This window comes from Rhodobacter viridis, assembly GCF_003217355.1.
GTDB classification, from domain to species: domain Bacteria; phylum Pseudomonadota; class Alphaproteobacteria; order Rhodobacterales; family Rhodobacteraceae; genus Rhodobacter; species Rhodobacter viridis.
This window is the reverse complement of sequence record NZ_QJTK01000002.1, coordinates 73,151-88,553: the sequence shown is the minus strand read 5'-3', so window position 1 is coordinate 88,553 and position 15,403 is coordinate 73,151. Positions and strand designations below refer to the sequence as shown.

Here is a 15,403-nt window from a genome sequence, read left to right as displayed (position 1 = left end):
TAGACCCGCGCAAAACCGCATCCTCGGAGGCTTTCCATGTCCGCTCCCAAGAAAGTCGTGCTTGCCTATTCGGGCGGCCTCGACACCTCGATCATCCTGAAATGGCTGCAGACCGAATACGGCTGCGAGGTCATCACCTTCACCGCCGATCTCGGTCAGGGCGAAGAGCTGGAACCGGCCCGCGCCAAGGCCGAGCTGATGGGGATCAAGAAAGAGAACATCCACATCGTCGACGTGCGCGAGGAGTTCGTGCGCGACTTCGTCTTTCCGATGTTCCGGGCGAATGCGCTTTACGAAGGGCTGTACCTGCTCGGCACCTCGATCGCGCGGCCGCTGATTTCGAAACATCTGGTCGAGATCGCGCAAAAGCACGGCGCCGATGCGGTGGCGCATGGCGCGACCGGCAAGGGCAACGATCAGGTCCGGTTCGAACTGTCGGCCGCGGCGCTGGATCCGTCGATCCGGGTGATCGCGCCGTGGCGGCTGTGGGATCTGACCTCGCGCACGAAACTGCTGGAATTCGCCGAAGCGAACCAGATCCCGATCGCGAAAGACAAGCGCGGCGAGGCGCCGTTCTCGGTCGATGCGAACCTGCTGCACACCTCCTCGGAAGGCCGCGTGCTGGAAGACCCGGCGCAGGAATTCCCGGAATATGTCCTGCAGCGCGTCGTGCCGGTGGAACAGGCCCCCGATCAGGCCGAGATGGTCGAGATCACCTTTGAAAAAGGCGATGCCGTCGCGATCAATGGCGAGCGCATGTCGCCCGCAACGATCCTGGCCAAGCTGAACGAGATCGGCGGCAAACACGGCGTCGGCGTGCTCGATCTGGTGGAAAACCGCTTTGTCGGCATGAAGTCGCGCGGCGTTTACGAAACCCCCGGCGGCACGATCCTCTTGGAAGCCCACCGCGGCATCGAACAGATCACGCTCGACGCGGGCGCCGGTCACCTGAAAGACAGCATCATGCCGCGCTATGCGGAGCTGATCTACAACGGCTTCTGGTACAGCCCCGAGCGCGAGGCGCTGCAGGCGCTGATCGACAAGACGCAGGAGCATGTGACCGGCACCGTTCGGGTCAAGCTTTACAAGGGCAAGGCCTCGACCGTCGCGCGCTGGTCGGATCACAGCCTTTACAGCGAAAAGCACGTCACCTTCGAGGAAGACGCGGGCGCCTACGATCAAAAGGATGCGGCGGGCTTCATTCGCCTGAATGCGCTGCGGCTGCGCCTGATCGCCACCCGCAACGCCCGGGTGGAAAAGAAGTGACGGCAAAGGTTGCCGCCAAGGTCGCCATTGTCACCGTGTCCGACCGCGCCTCGCGCGGGGACTACGAGGACAAGGGCGGACCGGGCTGCGAAGATTGGCTGAGGGGTGTCGTCACGACACCCCTTTCCATTTCCCGCGTGATCATTCCCGACGGCCGCGACAGCGTCGCCGACTGCCTGAAGGAGCTGGTGGCCCGTGGCATGGATCTGATCCTTGTCACCGGCGGCACCGGCCCGGCGCCGCGCGATGAAACGCCCGAAGGCGCGGCCGAAGTGATCGAAAAGGAACTTGCCGGCTTTGGCGAGGAAATGCGGCGGGCGAGCCTGCTCGAAGTGCCGACGGCGATCCTGTCGCGTCAGACCGCGGGGATTGCGGGCAAGAGCCTGATCATCACCCTGCCGGGCAATCCACGCGCGATTGCGACCTGTCTGAATGCGGTCTTTGCGGCGGTGCCCTATTGCCTTGATCTGATCGGTGCCGGGCATGTCGACACCGATCCGGCGAAGATCGCGGCGTTCCGCCCGAAGACGAAGTAAAAAGGGGGCGCTGCCCCCTCTTTGCCTGTCGGCAAATTCACCCCCGAGATATTTGGAGCAAGATAAAGGAGCCTGTTTTTATCTTGCTCCAAATATCTCGGGGGTCTGGGGGCAGAGCCCCCAGCCGTTTCGATCCGGCCTTAGCGTTTCACGCAGGCGGCGGCGTAGTTCACGCTGAGGTCGCGCGACGAGAGCGACCAGCTCCAGCCGAGCGGATTGAACACCATCCCCTTGCGGTCGATCGGATCAACACCCGCCTTGCGCATCAGCTCGTAAAGCTCGTCGGGCGTGACGAATTTCGACCAGTCATGCGTGCCGACAGGCAGCCAGCGCATCACGCGCTCGGCGCCGAAGATCGCCATGACGTAGCTTTTCGGGTTGCGGTTCAGCGTCGACATGATCATCAGCCCGCCCGATTTCAGCAAAGCTGCGCAGGTGTCGGTGAAACCCTGCGTGTCGGAGACATGCTCGATGATCTCCATCGCCAGCACGACATCGAAACGTTCGCCAGCCGCCGCCAGATCCTCGGCGGCGCAGTTGCGGTAATCGATCGTCAGGCCGGATTGCTCGGCGTGCAGCTTCGCCACCGGGATGTTTTTCGGGGCGGCATCGGCGCCCACCACCGTCGCGCCGAGCCGCGCCATCGGTTCGGCCAGAAGCCCGCCGCCGCAGCCGATATCCAGAAGGCGCAGCCCCTCGAAGGGCTTCGGCGCCCGCAGATCGCGGCCGAACTGTGCCGCGATCTGGCTGGTGATGTAGTCCAGACGGCAGGGGTTGAGCATGTGCAGCGGCTTGAACTTGCCGTTCGGATCCCACCATTCCGCGGCCATCGCCTCGAATTTCGCCACCTCGGCGGGGTCGATTGTCTTCGTTGCGGTTTCCATGCCATCCTCCGGTCAACTTTTCGGTCAGCCCCATGGCGGGGGCGTTTGAGGCGTTATATAGTGCAGTGATGGACAAGAACGCAGGGCAAAAGCGCACGGCAAGTGCCTTTCTCTATCCGCCGATCGAACCTTTCGATCAGCGGATGATCGATGTCGGATTCGGCCATCACATCTATGTCGAGCAGGCGGGCAATCCGCGCGGCCAGCCGGTCGTGGTCTGCCACGGCGGGCCGGGCGGCGGCTGCAGCCCCGCGATGCGGCGCTATTTCGACCCGGCGCAGTATCGCATCGTGCTTTTCGACCAGCGCGGCTGCGGGCTGTCGAAGCCGCATGCCTCGGTGGGCCACAACACCACCTGGGATCTGATCGCCGACATGGAGCGGATCCGCACCGAGCTGGGCATCAACACCTGGATCGTCTTTGGTGGCAGCTGGGGGGCGACGCTGAGCCTGCTGTACGCCCAGACCTACCCCGACCGGGTGCAGGCACTGGTGCTGCGCGGCGTGTTCCTCGCGCAGAAATCGGAACTCGACTGGTTCTATGGCGGTGGTGCGGGGCAGTTCTTTCCCGACCTCTGGACGCAATTCATCGCGCCGATCCCCGAGGGTGAACGTGGCGATCTGATTGCCGCCTATCACAAGCGGCTGTTTTCTGGCGATTACCTGCAGGAGGCCCGCTTTGCCCGGCATTGGGCAATGTGGGAAAACGCGCTCGCCTCGGTCGATTACGACGGCTTCCCGGGCGAATCGCCGCCCGATTACGCCCATGCCTTCGCGCGGCTGGAAAACCACTTCTTCATGAACCGCGCCTTCCTTGAAGTCGACGGTCAGATTCTGCGCGACCGGCACCTGATCGAGCATATCCCGACGACGATCGTGCAGGGGCGGATGGACATGATCTGCCCGCCGATCTCGGCCTGGCGGTTGGCGCATGGCTGGAAGAAATGCGAGATGCGCCTCATTCCCGCCGCGGGCCATGCGCTGAGCGAGCCCGGCATCACCGCCGCCCTTGTCGCGGTGATGGACCGGATGAAGGCCTGATCCGAGAGAAAGCTTGCAACGGAAGGGCGATTCGCCTATATGCAATGCAACAGCGGCGTTTCAGGGTCCAAACCTGAAGCCCACCGGATCCATGTGACGGGCCGCTCGGGCCCGTTTTTTGTTTTCAGGGATCGGAATGACCGACCTCATCGCCAAGACCGGTATCGACCGGCGTCTCGCCGACATCGTCGGCCCCACCATCGAAGGCCTCGGCTTCGAGCTGGTGCGCATCCGCATGCAGGGCGGGCGTCACCCGCTCTTGCAGATCATGGCCGACCGCCCCGAGGGGGGCATCGACGTTGACGATTGCGGCGCGATCTCGACCGCGGTCTCGGCGCTGCTCGATGTCGAAGACCCGATCGAGGAAAAATACACGCTGGAAGTCTCGTCCCCCGGGATCGACCGTCCGCTGACCCGGATGAAGGATTTCGACGTCTGGGAAGGCTACGAAGCGCGCATCGAGACCGACGAACAGATCGACGGCCGCAAGCGCTTCAAGGGCATCCTGCGCGGCACCGAAGACGACGAGGTTCTGATCGAGATCGAAAATCAGGGCGAACAGGTCACCATCGGCCTGAAGTTCGACTGGCTTTCGGATGCGAAACTGATCCTGACCGACGAGCTGATCGCCGAGATGCTGCGCCAGCGCAAGGCCGCGGGCATCATCGACGAAGACCAGTTCGACGAGATCCAAACCGAAGACGACGACCAGACTTCCCCCGACGAGGAGACCTGAGAGATGGCAATCACCTCTGCCAACCAGCTCGAGCTTTTGCAGACCGCCGAGGCGGTTGCCCGCGAGAAGATGATCGACCCCGACCTGGTCATTCAGGCGATGGAAGACAGTCTCGCCCGGGCGGCGAAGTCGCGCTATGGCGCCGAGATGGACATCCGTGTCAGCATCGACCGCAAGACCGGCCGGGCGCGGTTCACCCGCGTGCGCACCGTGGTCGAGGATGATGCCGTCGAGAATTATCAGGCGCAACTGACCGTCGCGCAGGCCAAGCAATACAAGACCGCGCCGCAGATCGGCGACGAGATCGTGGACGAGGTTCCCCCGGTCGATCTGGGCCGGATCGCGGCGCAATCGGCGAAACAGGTGATCTTGCAGAAGGTCCGCGAGGCCGAACGCGATCGTCAGTTCGACGAATTCAAGGATCGCAAGGGCACGATCATCAATGGCGTCGTCAAGCGCGAGGAATACGGCAACATCATCGTCGACATCGGTCGCGGGGAAGCCATCCTGCGCCGCAACGAAAAGATCGGCCGCGAAAGCTATCGCCCGAACGACCGCATCCGCGCCTATGTGAAAGACGTGCGCCGCGAAACCCGGGGCCCGCAGGTCTTCCTGTCGCGCACCGATCCGCAGTTCATGGCCGAGCTCTTCAAGATGGAGGTGCCGGAAATCTATGACGGCATCATCGAGATCAAGGCCGTGGCCCGTGATCCGGGCTCGCGCGCGAAGATCGCCGTGATCTCGAACGACAATTCGATCGACCCGGTCGGCGCTTGCGTCGGTATGCGCGGGTCGCGCGTGCAGGCCGTCGTGGGCGAGCTGCAGGGCGAAAAGATCGACATCATTCCGTGGAACGCCGATGCGGCCACCTTCCTCGTGAACGCGCTGCAACCGGCCGAAGTCGCGAAGGTCGTGATCGACGAGGAAGCCGGCAAGATCGAAGTGGTGGTGCCGGACGAGCAACTGAGCCTCGCCATCGGCCGTCGCGGTCAGAACGTGCGTCTGGCCAGCCAGCTGACCGGGCTCGACATCGACATCCTGACCGAGGCCGAAGAATCGTCCCGCCGTCAGGCCGAATTCGCCGAGCGCACCAAGCTCTTTGTCGATGCGCTGGATCTGGACGAATTCTTCGCCCAGCTGCTGGTCGCCGAAGGCTTCACCAATCTCGAAGAAGTCGCCTACGTCGATCTGGATGAACTCCTGTCGATCGAAGGCGTCGATGACGGCACCGCCGAGGAGTTGCAGGCCCGCGCCCGCGACTATATCGAGGCGCAGAACGCCAAGGCGATCGCCGCGGCCAAGGAAATGGGCGTCGAACAGTCGCTCTTCGACTTCGACGGCCTGACGCCGCAGATGATCGAGGCTCTGGCCAAGGACGACGTGAAGACGCTGGAAGATTTCGCCACCTGCGCCGACTGGGAACTGGCTGGCGGCTGGACCACGGTGAACGGCGCCCGCGTCAAGGACGAGGGCATTCTCGAGAAATTCGGCATGAGCCTCGAGGATGCGCAGAAGCTGATCATGACGGCGCGGATCCAGCTCGGCTGGGTTGATCCTTCGGAACTTGAAGCCGAAGACGCGCCCGAAGAAGACGACGAAGAAGAAACCGAGGAATGAGATGAGCCGCGGCGGCAAGGACAAAGACAGCGAAGATCCGGAACGGCGCTGCATCGTCACGGGCGATGTGGGGCCGAAGAACGGGTTGGTGCGCTTTGTCCTTGGCCCCGATGGCATGATCTACCCGGATCTGGCCGAAAAGCTTCCCGGCCGCGGGATCTGGGTCACGTCGGACCGTGACGTGCTTGAAAAGGCGGTGGCCAAGGGGCTGTTTGCCCGCGCCGCAAGGTCGCAGGTGACCCTGCCCGAAGACCTGTGCAAGATCGTCGAAGACGGTCTCGCGCATCGGGTGGTGGAGTTGGTTTCGCTGTCGCGCAAGACCGGGCACGCGGTCTGCGGCTTCGAAAAGGTCAAGGGCTGGCTGGCGGATGGCAAGGCCAAGGTTCTGTTCCAGGCCTCGGACGGGTCGGAGCGCGGCAAGGGCAAACTCTGGACTCCGCCCGGCGGGCGCTGGTTCGGCTGTCTGACGGCCTCGGAAATGGGTTTGGCTTTTGGCCGCGACCATGCCATACACGGCGCGCTTGCGGCTGGGGGACTCACCCCGCGTGTAATCAGAGAAGCGGCAAGGCTTGCAGGTTTGCGCAAGCAGGACGGCGGCGATACCGCCATGAAGGATACGAAGACGGCATGAGCGATACGGACGGCAAAAAACCCCTCGGTCTTGGCGGCGCCCGCCCCGGTTCGGTGAAGCAGAGCTTCAGCCACGGACGCACGAAAAATGTGGTGGTCGAGACCAAGCGCAAGAAGGTGGTTGTGCCGAAACCCGGTGCAGCCCCTGCCAAGACGGCCGGTTCGCCCGCGCTGGGGGATCCTTCGCGTCGTCCTGCCGGCATCTCGGATGCCGAGATGGAACGCCGCCTGAGGGCGCTGCAGGCCGCGAAAATCCGCGAGGTCGAAGAGGCCGCGCAACGCGCCGCCGATGAAAAGGCCCGCGAAGAAGAACGCGAACGCCGTCGCGCCGAGGCCGAGGCCAAGGAACGCGAAGAACGCGAACGCGAAGAAGCGCTGCGGCTGAAGGCCGAGGAAGAAGAGCGCAAGGCCCGCGAGGCCGAGCTGCGCGCGCAGAAAAAGGAAGAGGTCCGGGCGAAACCGGCGCCGAAGCCCGCTCCGGCCGATCCGGCTGCCGCCGAGGCCGCCGCCGCGCGCGCCGCGACGAAGGGCGTTTCGGCGACCGGTCCGCGCAAGACCGACCGCGACCGCGACGATCGCAGCGCCACGCCGGACCGCAATGCGAAAGCCGCCAAGGGCGGTGACGAAGGCCGTCGGGCCGGCAAGCTGTCGCTGAGCGACATCGAAGGCGAAGGCGGGCGTCAGCGCTCGCTCGCCGCGATGAAGCGCAAGCAGGAAAAAGCGCGTCAAAAGGCGATGGGCTTCGGCCAGAAAGCCGAAAAGATGGTCCGCGACGTGCAGTTGCCGGAAACCATCGTGGTGTCTGAACTGGCGATCCGGATGGCCGAACGGGCTGCCGACGTGATCAAGGCCCTGATGAAGATGGGCATGATGGTCACGGCCAACCAGGCCATCGACGCCGACACCGCGGAACTGATCATCGAGGAATTCGGCCACCGCGCCGTGCGCGTCTCGGATGCGGACGTGGAACAGGTGATCGACACCGTCGAGGACAAGGCCGAAGACCTGCAATCGCGTCCGCCGATCATCACGATCATGGGCCACGTCGACCACGGCAAGACCTCGCTTCTGGATGCGATCCGCAAAGCCAATGTGGTGGCGGGCGAAGCGGGCGGGATCACCCAGCACATCGGCGCCTATCAGGTGACGACCGAGACGGGGGCGGTTCTGACCTTCCTCGACACCCCCGGCCACGCCGCCTTCACCTCGATGCGCGCCCGTGGCGCGCAGGTGACGGACATTGTCGTGCTCGTGGTGGCTGCCGATGACGCGGTGATGCCGCAGACGATCGAGGCGATCAACCACGCCAAGGCCGCCAAGGTGCCGATGATCGTCGCGATCAACAAGATCGACAAGCATTCGGCCAATCCGCAGAAAGTGCGGACCGACCTTTTGCAGCACGAAGTCGTCGTCGAAGAGATGGGCGGCGAGGTGCAGACGGTCGAGGTTTCGGCCAAGACCGGCCTCGGTCTCGACAAGCTGCTCGAAGCGATCGCACTGCAGGCCGAGATCCTCGAGTTGCGCGCCAACCCCGGCCGCGCGGCGCAGGGCGCGGTGATCGAAGCGAAACTCGACGTCGGCCGCGGGCCGGTGGCGACGGTTCTGGTGCAGCACGGCACGCTGAAGCGCGGCGACATCTTTGTCGTCGGCGAGCAGTGGGGCAAGGTGCGCGCGCTGATCAACGACAAGGGCGAGCGCGTCGACGAAGCCGGTCCCTCGGTTCCGGTCGAGGTGCTGGGTCTCAATGGCACGCCGGAAGCCGGTGACGTGCTGAACGTCGTCGAAACCGAAGCCCAGGCGCGTGAAATCGCGGATTACCGCGAGAAAGCCGCCAAGGACAAACGCGCCGCTGCGGGCGCCGCGACGACGCTCGAACAGCTCATGGCGAAGGCCAAGGCGGATGAGAACGTCTCGGAACTGCCGGTGCTGGTCAAGGCCGACGTGCAGGGCTCGGCGGAAGCCATCGCCCAGGCGCTGGAAAAGATCGGCAACGACGAGGTCCGCGTGCGCGTGCTGCATTCGGGCGTTGGCGCGATCACCGAAAGCGACGTCGGTCTGGCCGAAGCTTCGGGGGCGCCGGTGATCGGCTTCAACGTCCGGGCCAATGCGCCCGCGCGTGCCGCCGCGAACCAGAAGGGCGTCGAGATCCGCTACTACTCGATCATCTACGATCTGGTGGACGACATCAAAGCCGCCGCCTCGGGCCTGCTCAAGAACGAAGTCCGCGAGAACTTCATCGGCTATGCCGCGATCAAGGAAGTCTTCAAGGTTTCCGGCGTCGGCAAGGTCGCTGGCTGCCTTGTCACCGAAGGTGTGGCCCGTCGCTCGGCCGGTGTGCGCCTGCTGCGCGACAACGTGGTGATCCACGAAGGCACGCTGAAGACGCTCAAGCGCTTCAAGGACGAGGTCAAGGAAGTGCAGTCCGGTCAGGAATGCGGCATGGCCTTCGAGAACTACGACGACGTCCGCGCGGGCGACGTCATCGAAATCTTCGAGCGCGAGGAGGTCGAGCGCAAGCTCTGACCTTCGTCGCCTCGGCGAGACCGCGGAAAAGAAAAGGGGGGCGAAAGCCCCCCTTTTGCTGTTCGTGAGTGGTATTCGGTTGGTCGATCAGGCGTTCTGACGCATCACGGGCTTGCCGGCGAACAGCCGATCGCCGACGCGAACAACGATTTTTCCGTTTTCGAGCTGCGACTCGAACGTTCCCTGCACGGAGACGCAGCTGCCGACAACGATAGTGCGAAGCATGAGACATCCTCCCTAGAAATCTCGATTACACCTTGAGCTTAGTCACGAATGGTTAACAAAGTGCAAACGAAAAGTTACCCGGGAAGTATCTTTTGGATAGCTTTGTTGCTGTCTGTGGCGCCATGACGCAGGAAAATTGCTGCACTGCAGGAATTTATGCTGCGCCCGCGCCGTCAGAGCCAGTCCTGAAGCACCGGAATGAGTGGCTCGTCGGCGGGCGGCATCGGGTAGTCGCGCAGCTTCGCGGGCGTGACCCAGGCCAGTTTCTGCCCTTCCCGCGGTTGCGGCGTGCCCGCCCAGCGACGGCAGGCGAAGAGCGGCATCAGCAGATGGAAGCTTTCATAGCTGTGGCTGGCAAAGGTCAGCGGCGCCAGGCAGCTGCCCCAGGTGTCGATGCCCAGTTCCTCGTGCAGCTCGCGGATCAGCGCCGCCTCGGGGGTTTCGCCCGGCTCGACCTTGCCGCCCGGAAACTCCCAGAGCCCGGCCAGCGACTTGCCTTCCGGGCGCTGCGCGAGCAGCACCCGGCCATCGGTGTCGATCAGCGCCACCGCGCTGACCAGAACCACCCGCGCCGTGGTCAGCGCGGGCGACGGACCACAGGGCGAGGTCACGAGCGGTAATCCGCGTTGATGTCGATGTAGCGATGCGTCAGGTCGCAGGTGAAGACGGATTTCGCCGCCTTGCCCAGCCCCAGATCGATGCCGATCACCAGCTCCTGCCCCTTCATGTAGGCCGAGGCCGCTTCCTCGGAATAATCCGGCACGCGCCAGCCATTCTCGGCCAGAACCATGTCGCCGAAGGAAATCCGCAGCTTGTCGCGGTCAGCCTTGGCGCCCGACTTGCCGACGGCCGCAACGACCCGCCCCCAGTTCGCATCCTCGCCCGCGATCGCGGTCTTCACCAGCGGCGAATTCGCCACCGCCATCGCCACCTTGTGCGCATCATCGGCATTGGCGGCGCCACTCACCCGGATCTCGACGAATTTCGTCGCGCCTTCGCCATCGCGCACCACCTGCTGCGCCAGATCGAGCATCACGCCATGCAGCGCGGCCTCGAAATCCTTCGCCGCGCGCGAGCGCAGATCGGTGATCTCGGCCGCCGCCGACCGGCCGGTGGCGGCAAGGATCAGCGCATCCGAGGTGGAGGTATCGCTGTCGACGGTGATCGCGTTGAACGTGTCATCGACATGCCGCGACAGCATCTTTTGCAGCATCTTCGACGGGATCTTCGCATCGGTGAAGAGATAAACCAGCATCGTCGCCATGTTCGGCGCGATCATCCCCGAGCCCTTGGCGATGCCCGCAATGCGGATCACCCCGCCTTCGCCCTGCACCTCGGCGCAGGCGCCCTTGGGGAAGGTGTCGGTGGTCATGATCGCCCGCGCGGCGGCCTCCATGCCCGCCGGATCGAGCGCGGCCACAAGGCCGGGCATGGCGGCAACGATGCGCTCATGCGGCAGCGCCTCGCCGATCACCCCGGTGGAGGACGAGAAGACCCGGTTGATCGGCAGATCGAGCGCCGCGGCCACGGCGCCGGTCACCGCATCGACCGAGGCCTGCCCGGCGGCGCCGGTGAAGGCATTGGCATTGCCCGAGTTCACGACAATCGCCGCACCCGTGGTTTCATCCGCCATCCCGGCCAGTTTCGCCTGACAGTCGAGCACGCAGGCCGCCCGGGTCGTGGAGGTGGTGAACACCCCCGCAATCGTCGATCCGGGCGCGATCTGCGCCAGCATCACGTCGGTCCGGCCCGCATAGCGCACGCCCGCGGCGGCGGCGGCGAAGGACACGCCCTCGATCACCGGCAGCGCCGGGAAAGCGGCAGGGGCGAGGGGCGAGACCGGGTTCTTGGCCTTCACGGGCGGCGCAGCCGTTTCGCTGGCCGCGGCGGCAGCTGCGGCAGCGGCTTCGGCCACGCCTTCGCGCAGCGCCGAGGCGACTTCCGTCACCTCGTCACGCAGCATCGCCACCGCATCCTCGGTGATCTCGCCCAGTTGCGAGCGCAGATCCTTCACCTTGGATTTCAGCCGCTCGATCTTTTCCTCGAGTTCGCGTTTCTTCGCCATCGTCCTCTCCCCTCAGTCCGGTGGTCTTACTTTTCGCCGAAGAAGTTCGGGGCCTTCAGCACGGCCGGATCGATCCCCTCGACATGCTTTTCAACCTTGGCCTTCGCCACGGTGTCATTCACGCGATCCTGCACGGCCTTCTGGCGCAGGTCGCCCGACAGCTCGGCGGTGGCTTCTTCCAGCGTCGGCGCCGCCGCCAGACGGCTGTCCATCAGCTTGATCACGTGCCAGCCATATTCGGTCTGCACCGGGCCCTTGACCTCGCCCGGCTTCATCGCGGCCACGGCTTCGGCAAAGGGCGGCACCATCGCAGAGAGGTCGAACCAGCCCAGATCGCCGCCATTCGCCGCCGCGCCATCTTTCGATTTCGACTTCGCCTCTTCGGCGAAATCGGCGCCGCCGTCGATCTCGGCCTTGATCTTCTTCGCCTCGTCCTCGGAGGCCACGATGATATGCGCGGCGTGATATTCGCGGCTCGGTTCGGCCTTGGCGAATTTCGCGTCATAGGCGGACTTCAGCTTCTCGGGCGTCACCGCGCGGTCGGCGGTATAGTCGAGCAGCATCCCGGCCAGATAGGCGCGGCGTTCGACTTCAAGCGCAACCTCGTCGCGGTGCGTCATCATGCCTTCGCCGATCTTGGCGAGCGCGGTCTGCTGCACCAGCTGATCCAGAACGCCGTTGAACAGCACCTGATCGGGCAATTGCTGATATTCCGCGGGCAGGCTGTTGCGGACATTGACCATCATGCCCAGCGTGATTTCGGTGCCGTCGACGGTGGCAACGACCGTATCCGGGCTCGGCATCTTGGCCGGTTTGGCGGCGTCTTCGGCCAGCGCCGGGGCGGCCAGAAGCGCCATCACGGCCGCGGAACCCAGAACTCGTGTGAAAATCGGCATCAAAGCCTCTCCCGCAGGGCCGCGGCAGCCCGCGGCGTTGACACTCGGACGGCAGCCCCTTACATCGCCAAGGGTCCTGTGAAGGCCGTTTCGCCCTTATCCGCTTGCCGTTCTACGGTCGTGTGACGGGTGCGACAAGACCGCATTTCACACGATTTGGTCAGACGAACCCGCGGAGAAAAAATGCTGGGCCTCGGTTACATTGGAAGAAAGCTCTTCGGCACGCCCAACGACCGCAAGGTCAAGCGCACGCGTCCGCTGGTGGCGAAGATCAACGCGCTGGAACCGGCCTTCGAAAAGCTCTCCGATGCCGAGATCGTGGCCAAGACCCGCGAATTGCAAGCGCGCGCGCAATCGGGCGAGGATCTTGACGATCTTCTCGTCGAAGCCTTTGCCAATTGCCGTGAAGCCGCGCGCCGGGCGCTTGGCCTGCGTGCCTTCGACACCCAGCTGATGGGCGGGATCTTCCTGCATCAGGGCAACATTTCCGAGATGAAGACGGGCGAGGGCAAGACCCTTGTCGCGACCTTCCCGGCCTATCTGAACGCGCTCGCGGGCAAGGGCGTGCATATCGTCACGGTGAACGATTACCTCGCCAAGCGCGACTCGGAATGGATGGGCAAGGTCTATCGCCATCTGGGCCTGACCTGCGGCGTCGTCTATCCGTTCCAGCCCGATGATGAGAAGCGCGCCGCCTATGCCGCCGACATCACCTATGCGACGAACAACGAGCTTGGCTTCGATTATCTGCGCGACAACATGAAATCCTCGGTCGCCGAGATGTATCAGCGAGATCACTTCTTCGCCATCGTCGACGAGGTGGACAGCATCCTGATCGACGAGGCGCGGACGCCGCTGATCATTTCCGGCCCGTCGCAGGATCGCTCGGACATGTATCGCACGCTCGACGCCTACATCCCGTTCCTGACCGAAGAGCATTACAAGCTCGACGAAAAGCAGCGCAACGCGACCTTCACCGAGGAAGGCAACGAGTTTCTGGAACAGAAGCTGCAGGCCGATGGTCTGCTGCCCGAAGGCCAGTCGCTTTATGACCCGGAAAGCACGACGATCGTGCACCACATCGGGCAGGCTTTGCGGGCGCACAAGCTGTTCTTCAAGGATCAGAACTATGTCGTGGCCGATGACGAGATCGTGCTGATCGACGAATTCACCGGCCGGATGATGAAGGGCCGCCGCCTGTCGGATGGTTTGCATCAGGCGATCGAGGCCAAGGAACGGGTGACGATCCAGCCCGAGAACGTCACGCTCGCCTCGGTGACCTTCCAGAACTACTTCCGCCTCTACGAGAAACTGGCGGGCATGACCGGCACCGCCGTGACCGAGGCCGAGGAATTCGGCGACATCTACAAGCTCGGTGTGGTCGAAGTGCCGACGAACCGGCCCGTCGCCCGGAAGGACGAACACGACCGCGTGTATCGCACCGCGCGGGAAAAATACGCCGCGGTGATCGAGGCGATCAAGACCGCGCATGAAAAGGGCCAGCCGACGCTGGTGGGCACCACCTCGATCGAGAAATCCGAGATGCTGTCGGACATGCTCAAGGCCGAGGGGCTGCCGCATAACGTGCTGAACGCGCGTCAGCACGAACAGGAAGCGCAGATCGTTGCCGATGCCGGTCGTCTGGGCGCGATCACCATCGCGACGAACATGGCCGGTCGCGGCACCGACATTCAGCTGGGCGGCAACGTCGAGATGAAGGTGCTGGAAGAAATCGCCGCCAATCCCGAAGCCGCACCCGAAGAAGTCCGCGCCCGGATCGAGGCCGAACATGCCGACGAAAAGCAGAAGGTGATCGAGGCCGGTGGCCTGTTTGTTCTGGCCACGGAACGGCACGAAAGCCGCCGCATCGACAACCAGCTGCGCGGCCGCTCGGGCCGTCAGGGCGACCCCGGCCGCTCGCTGTTCTTCCTGTCGCTCGAAGATGACCTGATGCGCATTTTCGGTTCGGACCGGCTCGAAGGCGTGCTGTCGAAACTGGGCATGAAGGAAGGCGAGGCGATCATCCACCCCTGGGTGAACAAGTCGCTGGAACGCGCCCAGGCCAAGGTCGAAGGCCGCAACTTCGACTGGCGCAAGCAGCTTCTGAAATTCGACGACGTGATGAACGACCAGCGCAAGGCGGTGTTCAGCCAGCGCCGCGAGATCATGGAAACCGAAGAGATTTCCGAGATCGTCGCCGACATGCGTCAGCAGGTGATCGACGATCTGATCGACGATTACGCGCCCCCGAAAAGCTATGTCGATCAATGGGATGTGGAAGGCATGCGCGAAGCCTTCATCGAGCACACCGGGGTTGATCTGCCGCTGGCGCAATGGGCTGCCGAAGAAGGCGTGGATCAGGTCGAGCTGGCGCAGCGCGTGACCGATGCGCTGGATGCGGTGATGGAACAGAAAGCGCAGGCCTTCGGTGGCGACACGATGCGCGTGATCGAAAAGCAGATCCTGCTGCAGACGATCGACAGCAAATGGCGCGAGCATCTGGTGACGCTCGAACATCTGCGCTCGGTCGTGGGCTTCCGCGGCTATGCGCAGCGCGATCCGCTGTCGGAATACAAGACCGAGTCCTTCCAGCTGTTCGAAAGCATGCTCGACAGCCTGCGTTATGAAGTGACGAAGCGCCTTGGCCAGATCCGCCCGATGAGCGAGGAGGAACGCGCCGAACTGCTGCGTCAGCAGGCGGCCGCCCTTGCCGCGGCCGAAGCGACCGTGGCGGCCCCGGCCGAGGTTACGGCCCCCGCGCCGCAGCCCGCGCTTGAGATGGCCGCAGCCGCTCCGGGCTTCGTCGAATCGGACCCCACGACCTGGGGCGAGCCCTCGCGCAATGATCCCTGCCCCTGCGGCTCGGGCGAGAAGTTCAAGCACTGCCACGGCCGTCTGGTCTGAGGCGATTGTGGAAGAATGATGGCGGCGGCGTGGAGAAGATCCGCGCCGCCGTTTTCCACCCTGCTGATTTTCGTTAAATTT

At 64.0% G+C, this 15,403-nt stretch carries 13 protein-coding genes; 8 read left to right on the top strand and 5 right to left on the bottom strand.

Annotated features, from left to right (window positions below):
* Positions 1-36 precede the first annotated feature (36 nt).
* Positions 37-1,266, top strand: coding sequence for an argininosuccinate synthase (locus tag C8J30_RS03680; RefSeq protein WP_110804385.1), 1,230 nt, complete (start codon positions 37-39; stop codon positions 1,264-1,266).
* Positions 1,263-1,802: a molybdopterin adenylyltransferase gene (gene mog / locus C8J30_RS03675; protein ID WP_110804384.1), complete on the top strand. Its 540-nt coding sequence runs from the start codon at positions 1,263-1,265 to the stop codon at positions 1,800-1,802. Before C8J30_RS03680 ends, mog begins: the two co-directional genes overlap by 4 nt.
* Positions 1,803-1,942: 140 nt before the next feature.
* Here mog and ubiG read toward each other — a convergent pair whose 3' ends face one another.
* Entirely contained in the window at positions 1,943-2,686 is a 744-nt protein-coding gene (gene ubiG / locus C8J30_RS03670) for a bifunctional 2-polyprenyl-6-hydroxyphenol methylase/3-demethylubiquinol 3-O-methyltransferase UbiG (protein ID WP_110804383.1), read from the bottom strand.
* A gap of 68 nt (positions 2,687-2,754) precedes the next feature.
* On the opposite strand from ubiG, the gene pip reads away from it, so the two are divergent.
* The 5 genes from pip to infB all read left to right on the top strand — a co-directional run bounded on the left by pip (position 2,755) and on the right by infB (position 9,232).
* The gene (pip, locus tag C8J30_RS03665; protein ID WP_110804382.1) at positions 2,755-3,726 is read left to right on the top strand and encodes a prolyl aminopeptidase; all 972 of its coding nucleotides are present in this window, start codon (positions 2,755-2,757) and stop codon (positions 3,724-3,726) included.
* A 136-nt stretch (positions 3,727-3,862) separates the two neighbouring features.
* A complete protein-coding gene (gene rimP, locus C8J30_RS03660; protein ID WP_110804381.1) occupies positions 3,863-4,462 on the top strand; it encodes a ribosome maturation factor RimP in 600 nt (199 codons plus the stop codon).
* 3 nt (positions 4,463-4,465) lie between these two features.
* Entirely contained in the window at positions 4,466-6,079 is a 1,614-nt protein-coding gene (gene nusA / locus C8J30_RS03655) for a transcription termination factor NusA (RefSeq protein WP_110804380.1), read from the top strand.
* A gap of 1 nt (position 6,080) precedes the next feature.
* Positions 6,081-6,710 carry an RNA-binding protein gene (locus C8J30_RS03650; RefSeq protein ID WP_110804379.1) on the top strand — a complete coding sequence of 210 codons (630 nt, stop codon included), beginning with the start codon at positions 6,081-6,083 and terminating at the stop codon, positions 6,708-6,710.
* Complete coding sequence (infB, locus tag C8J30_RS03645; RefSeq protein WP_110804378.1) at positions 6,707-9,232, top strand: translation initiation factor IF-2; 2,526 nt, start codon at positions 6,707-6,709, stop codon at positions 9,230-9,232. The genes C8J30_RS03650 and infB overlap by 4 nt, the downstream gene beginning before the upstream one ends.
* 87 nt (positions 9,233-9,319) lie before the next feature.
* Here the strand turns inward: infB and C8J30_RS18520 are convergent, their stop codons facing one another.
* The 4 genes from C8J30_RS18520 to C8J30_RS03630 form a co-directional block, all read right to left on the bottom strand.
* A complete protein-coding gene (locus tag C8J30_RS18520; protein ID WP_181420761.1) occupies positions 9,320-9,457 on the bottom strand; it encodes a hypothetical protein in 138 nt (45 codons plus the stop codon).
* 173 nt (positions 9,458-9,630) lie between these two features.
* Positions 9,631-10,068, bottom strand: a complete 438-nt coding sequence (locus C8J30_RS03640; RefSeq protein WP_245909698.1) for a (deoxy)nucleoside triphosphate pyrophosphohydrolase — start codon at positions 10,066-10,068, stop codon at positions 9,631-9,633.
* Positions 10,065-11,420 (bottom strand): bifunctional glutamate N-acetyltransferase/amino-acid acetyltransferase ArgJ, encoded by a 1,356-nt coding sequence (gene argJ, locus C8J30_RS03635; protein WP_394341910.1) that lies wholly within the window; start codon positions 11,418-11,420, stop codon positions 10,065-10,067. Before argJ ends, C8J30_RS03640 begins: the two co-directional genes overlap by 4 nt.
* A 128-nt stretch (positions 11,421-11,548) precedes the next feature.
* Positions 11,549-12,418, bottom strand: a complete 870-nt coding sequence (locus tag C8J30_RS03630) for a peptidylprolyl isomerase (RefSeq protein WP_110804376.1) — start codon at positions 12,416-12,418, stop codon at positions 11,549-11,551.
* Between the two features lie 183 nt (positions 12,419-12,601).
* Here C8J30_RS03630 and secA point away from each other — a divergent pair, with 183 nt between their 5' ends.
* Positions 12,602-15,322 (top strand): preprotein translocase subunit SecA, encoded by a 2,721-nt coding sequence (gene secA, locus C8J30_RS03625; RefSeq protein ID WP_110804375.1) that lies wholly within the window; start codon positions 12,602-12,604, stop codon positions 15,320-15,322.
* Positions 15,323-15,403 lie beyond the last annotated feature (81 nt).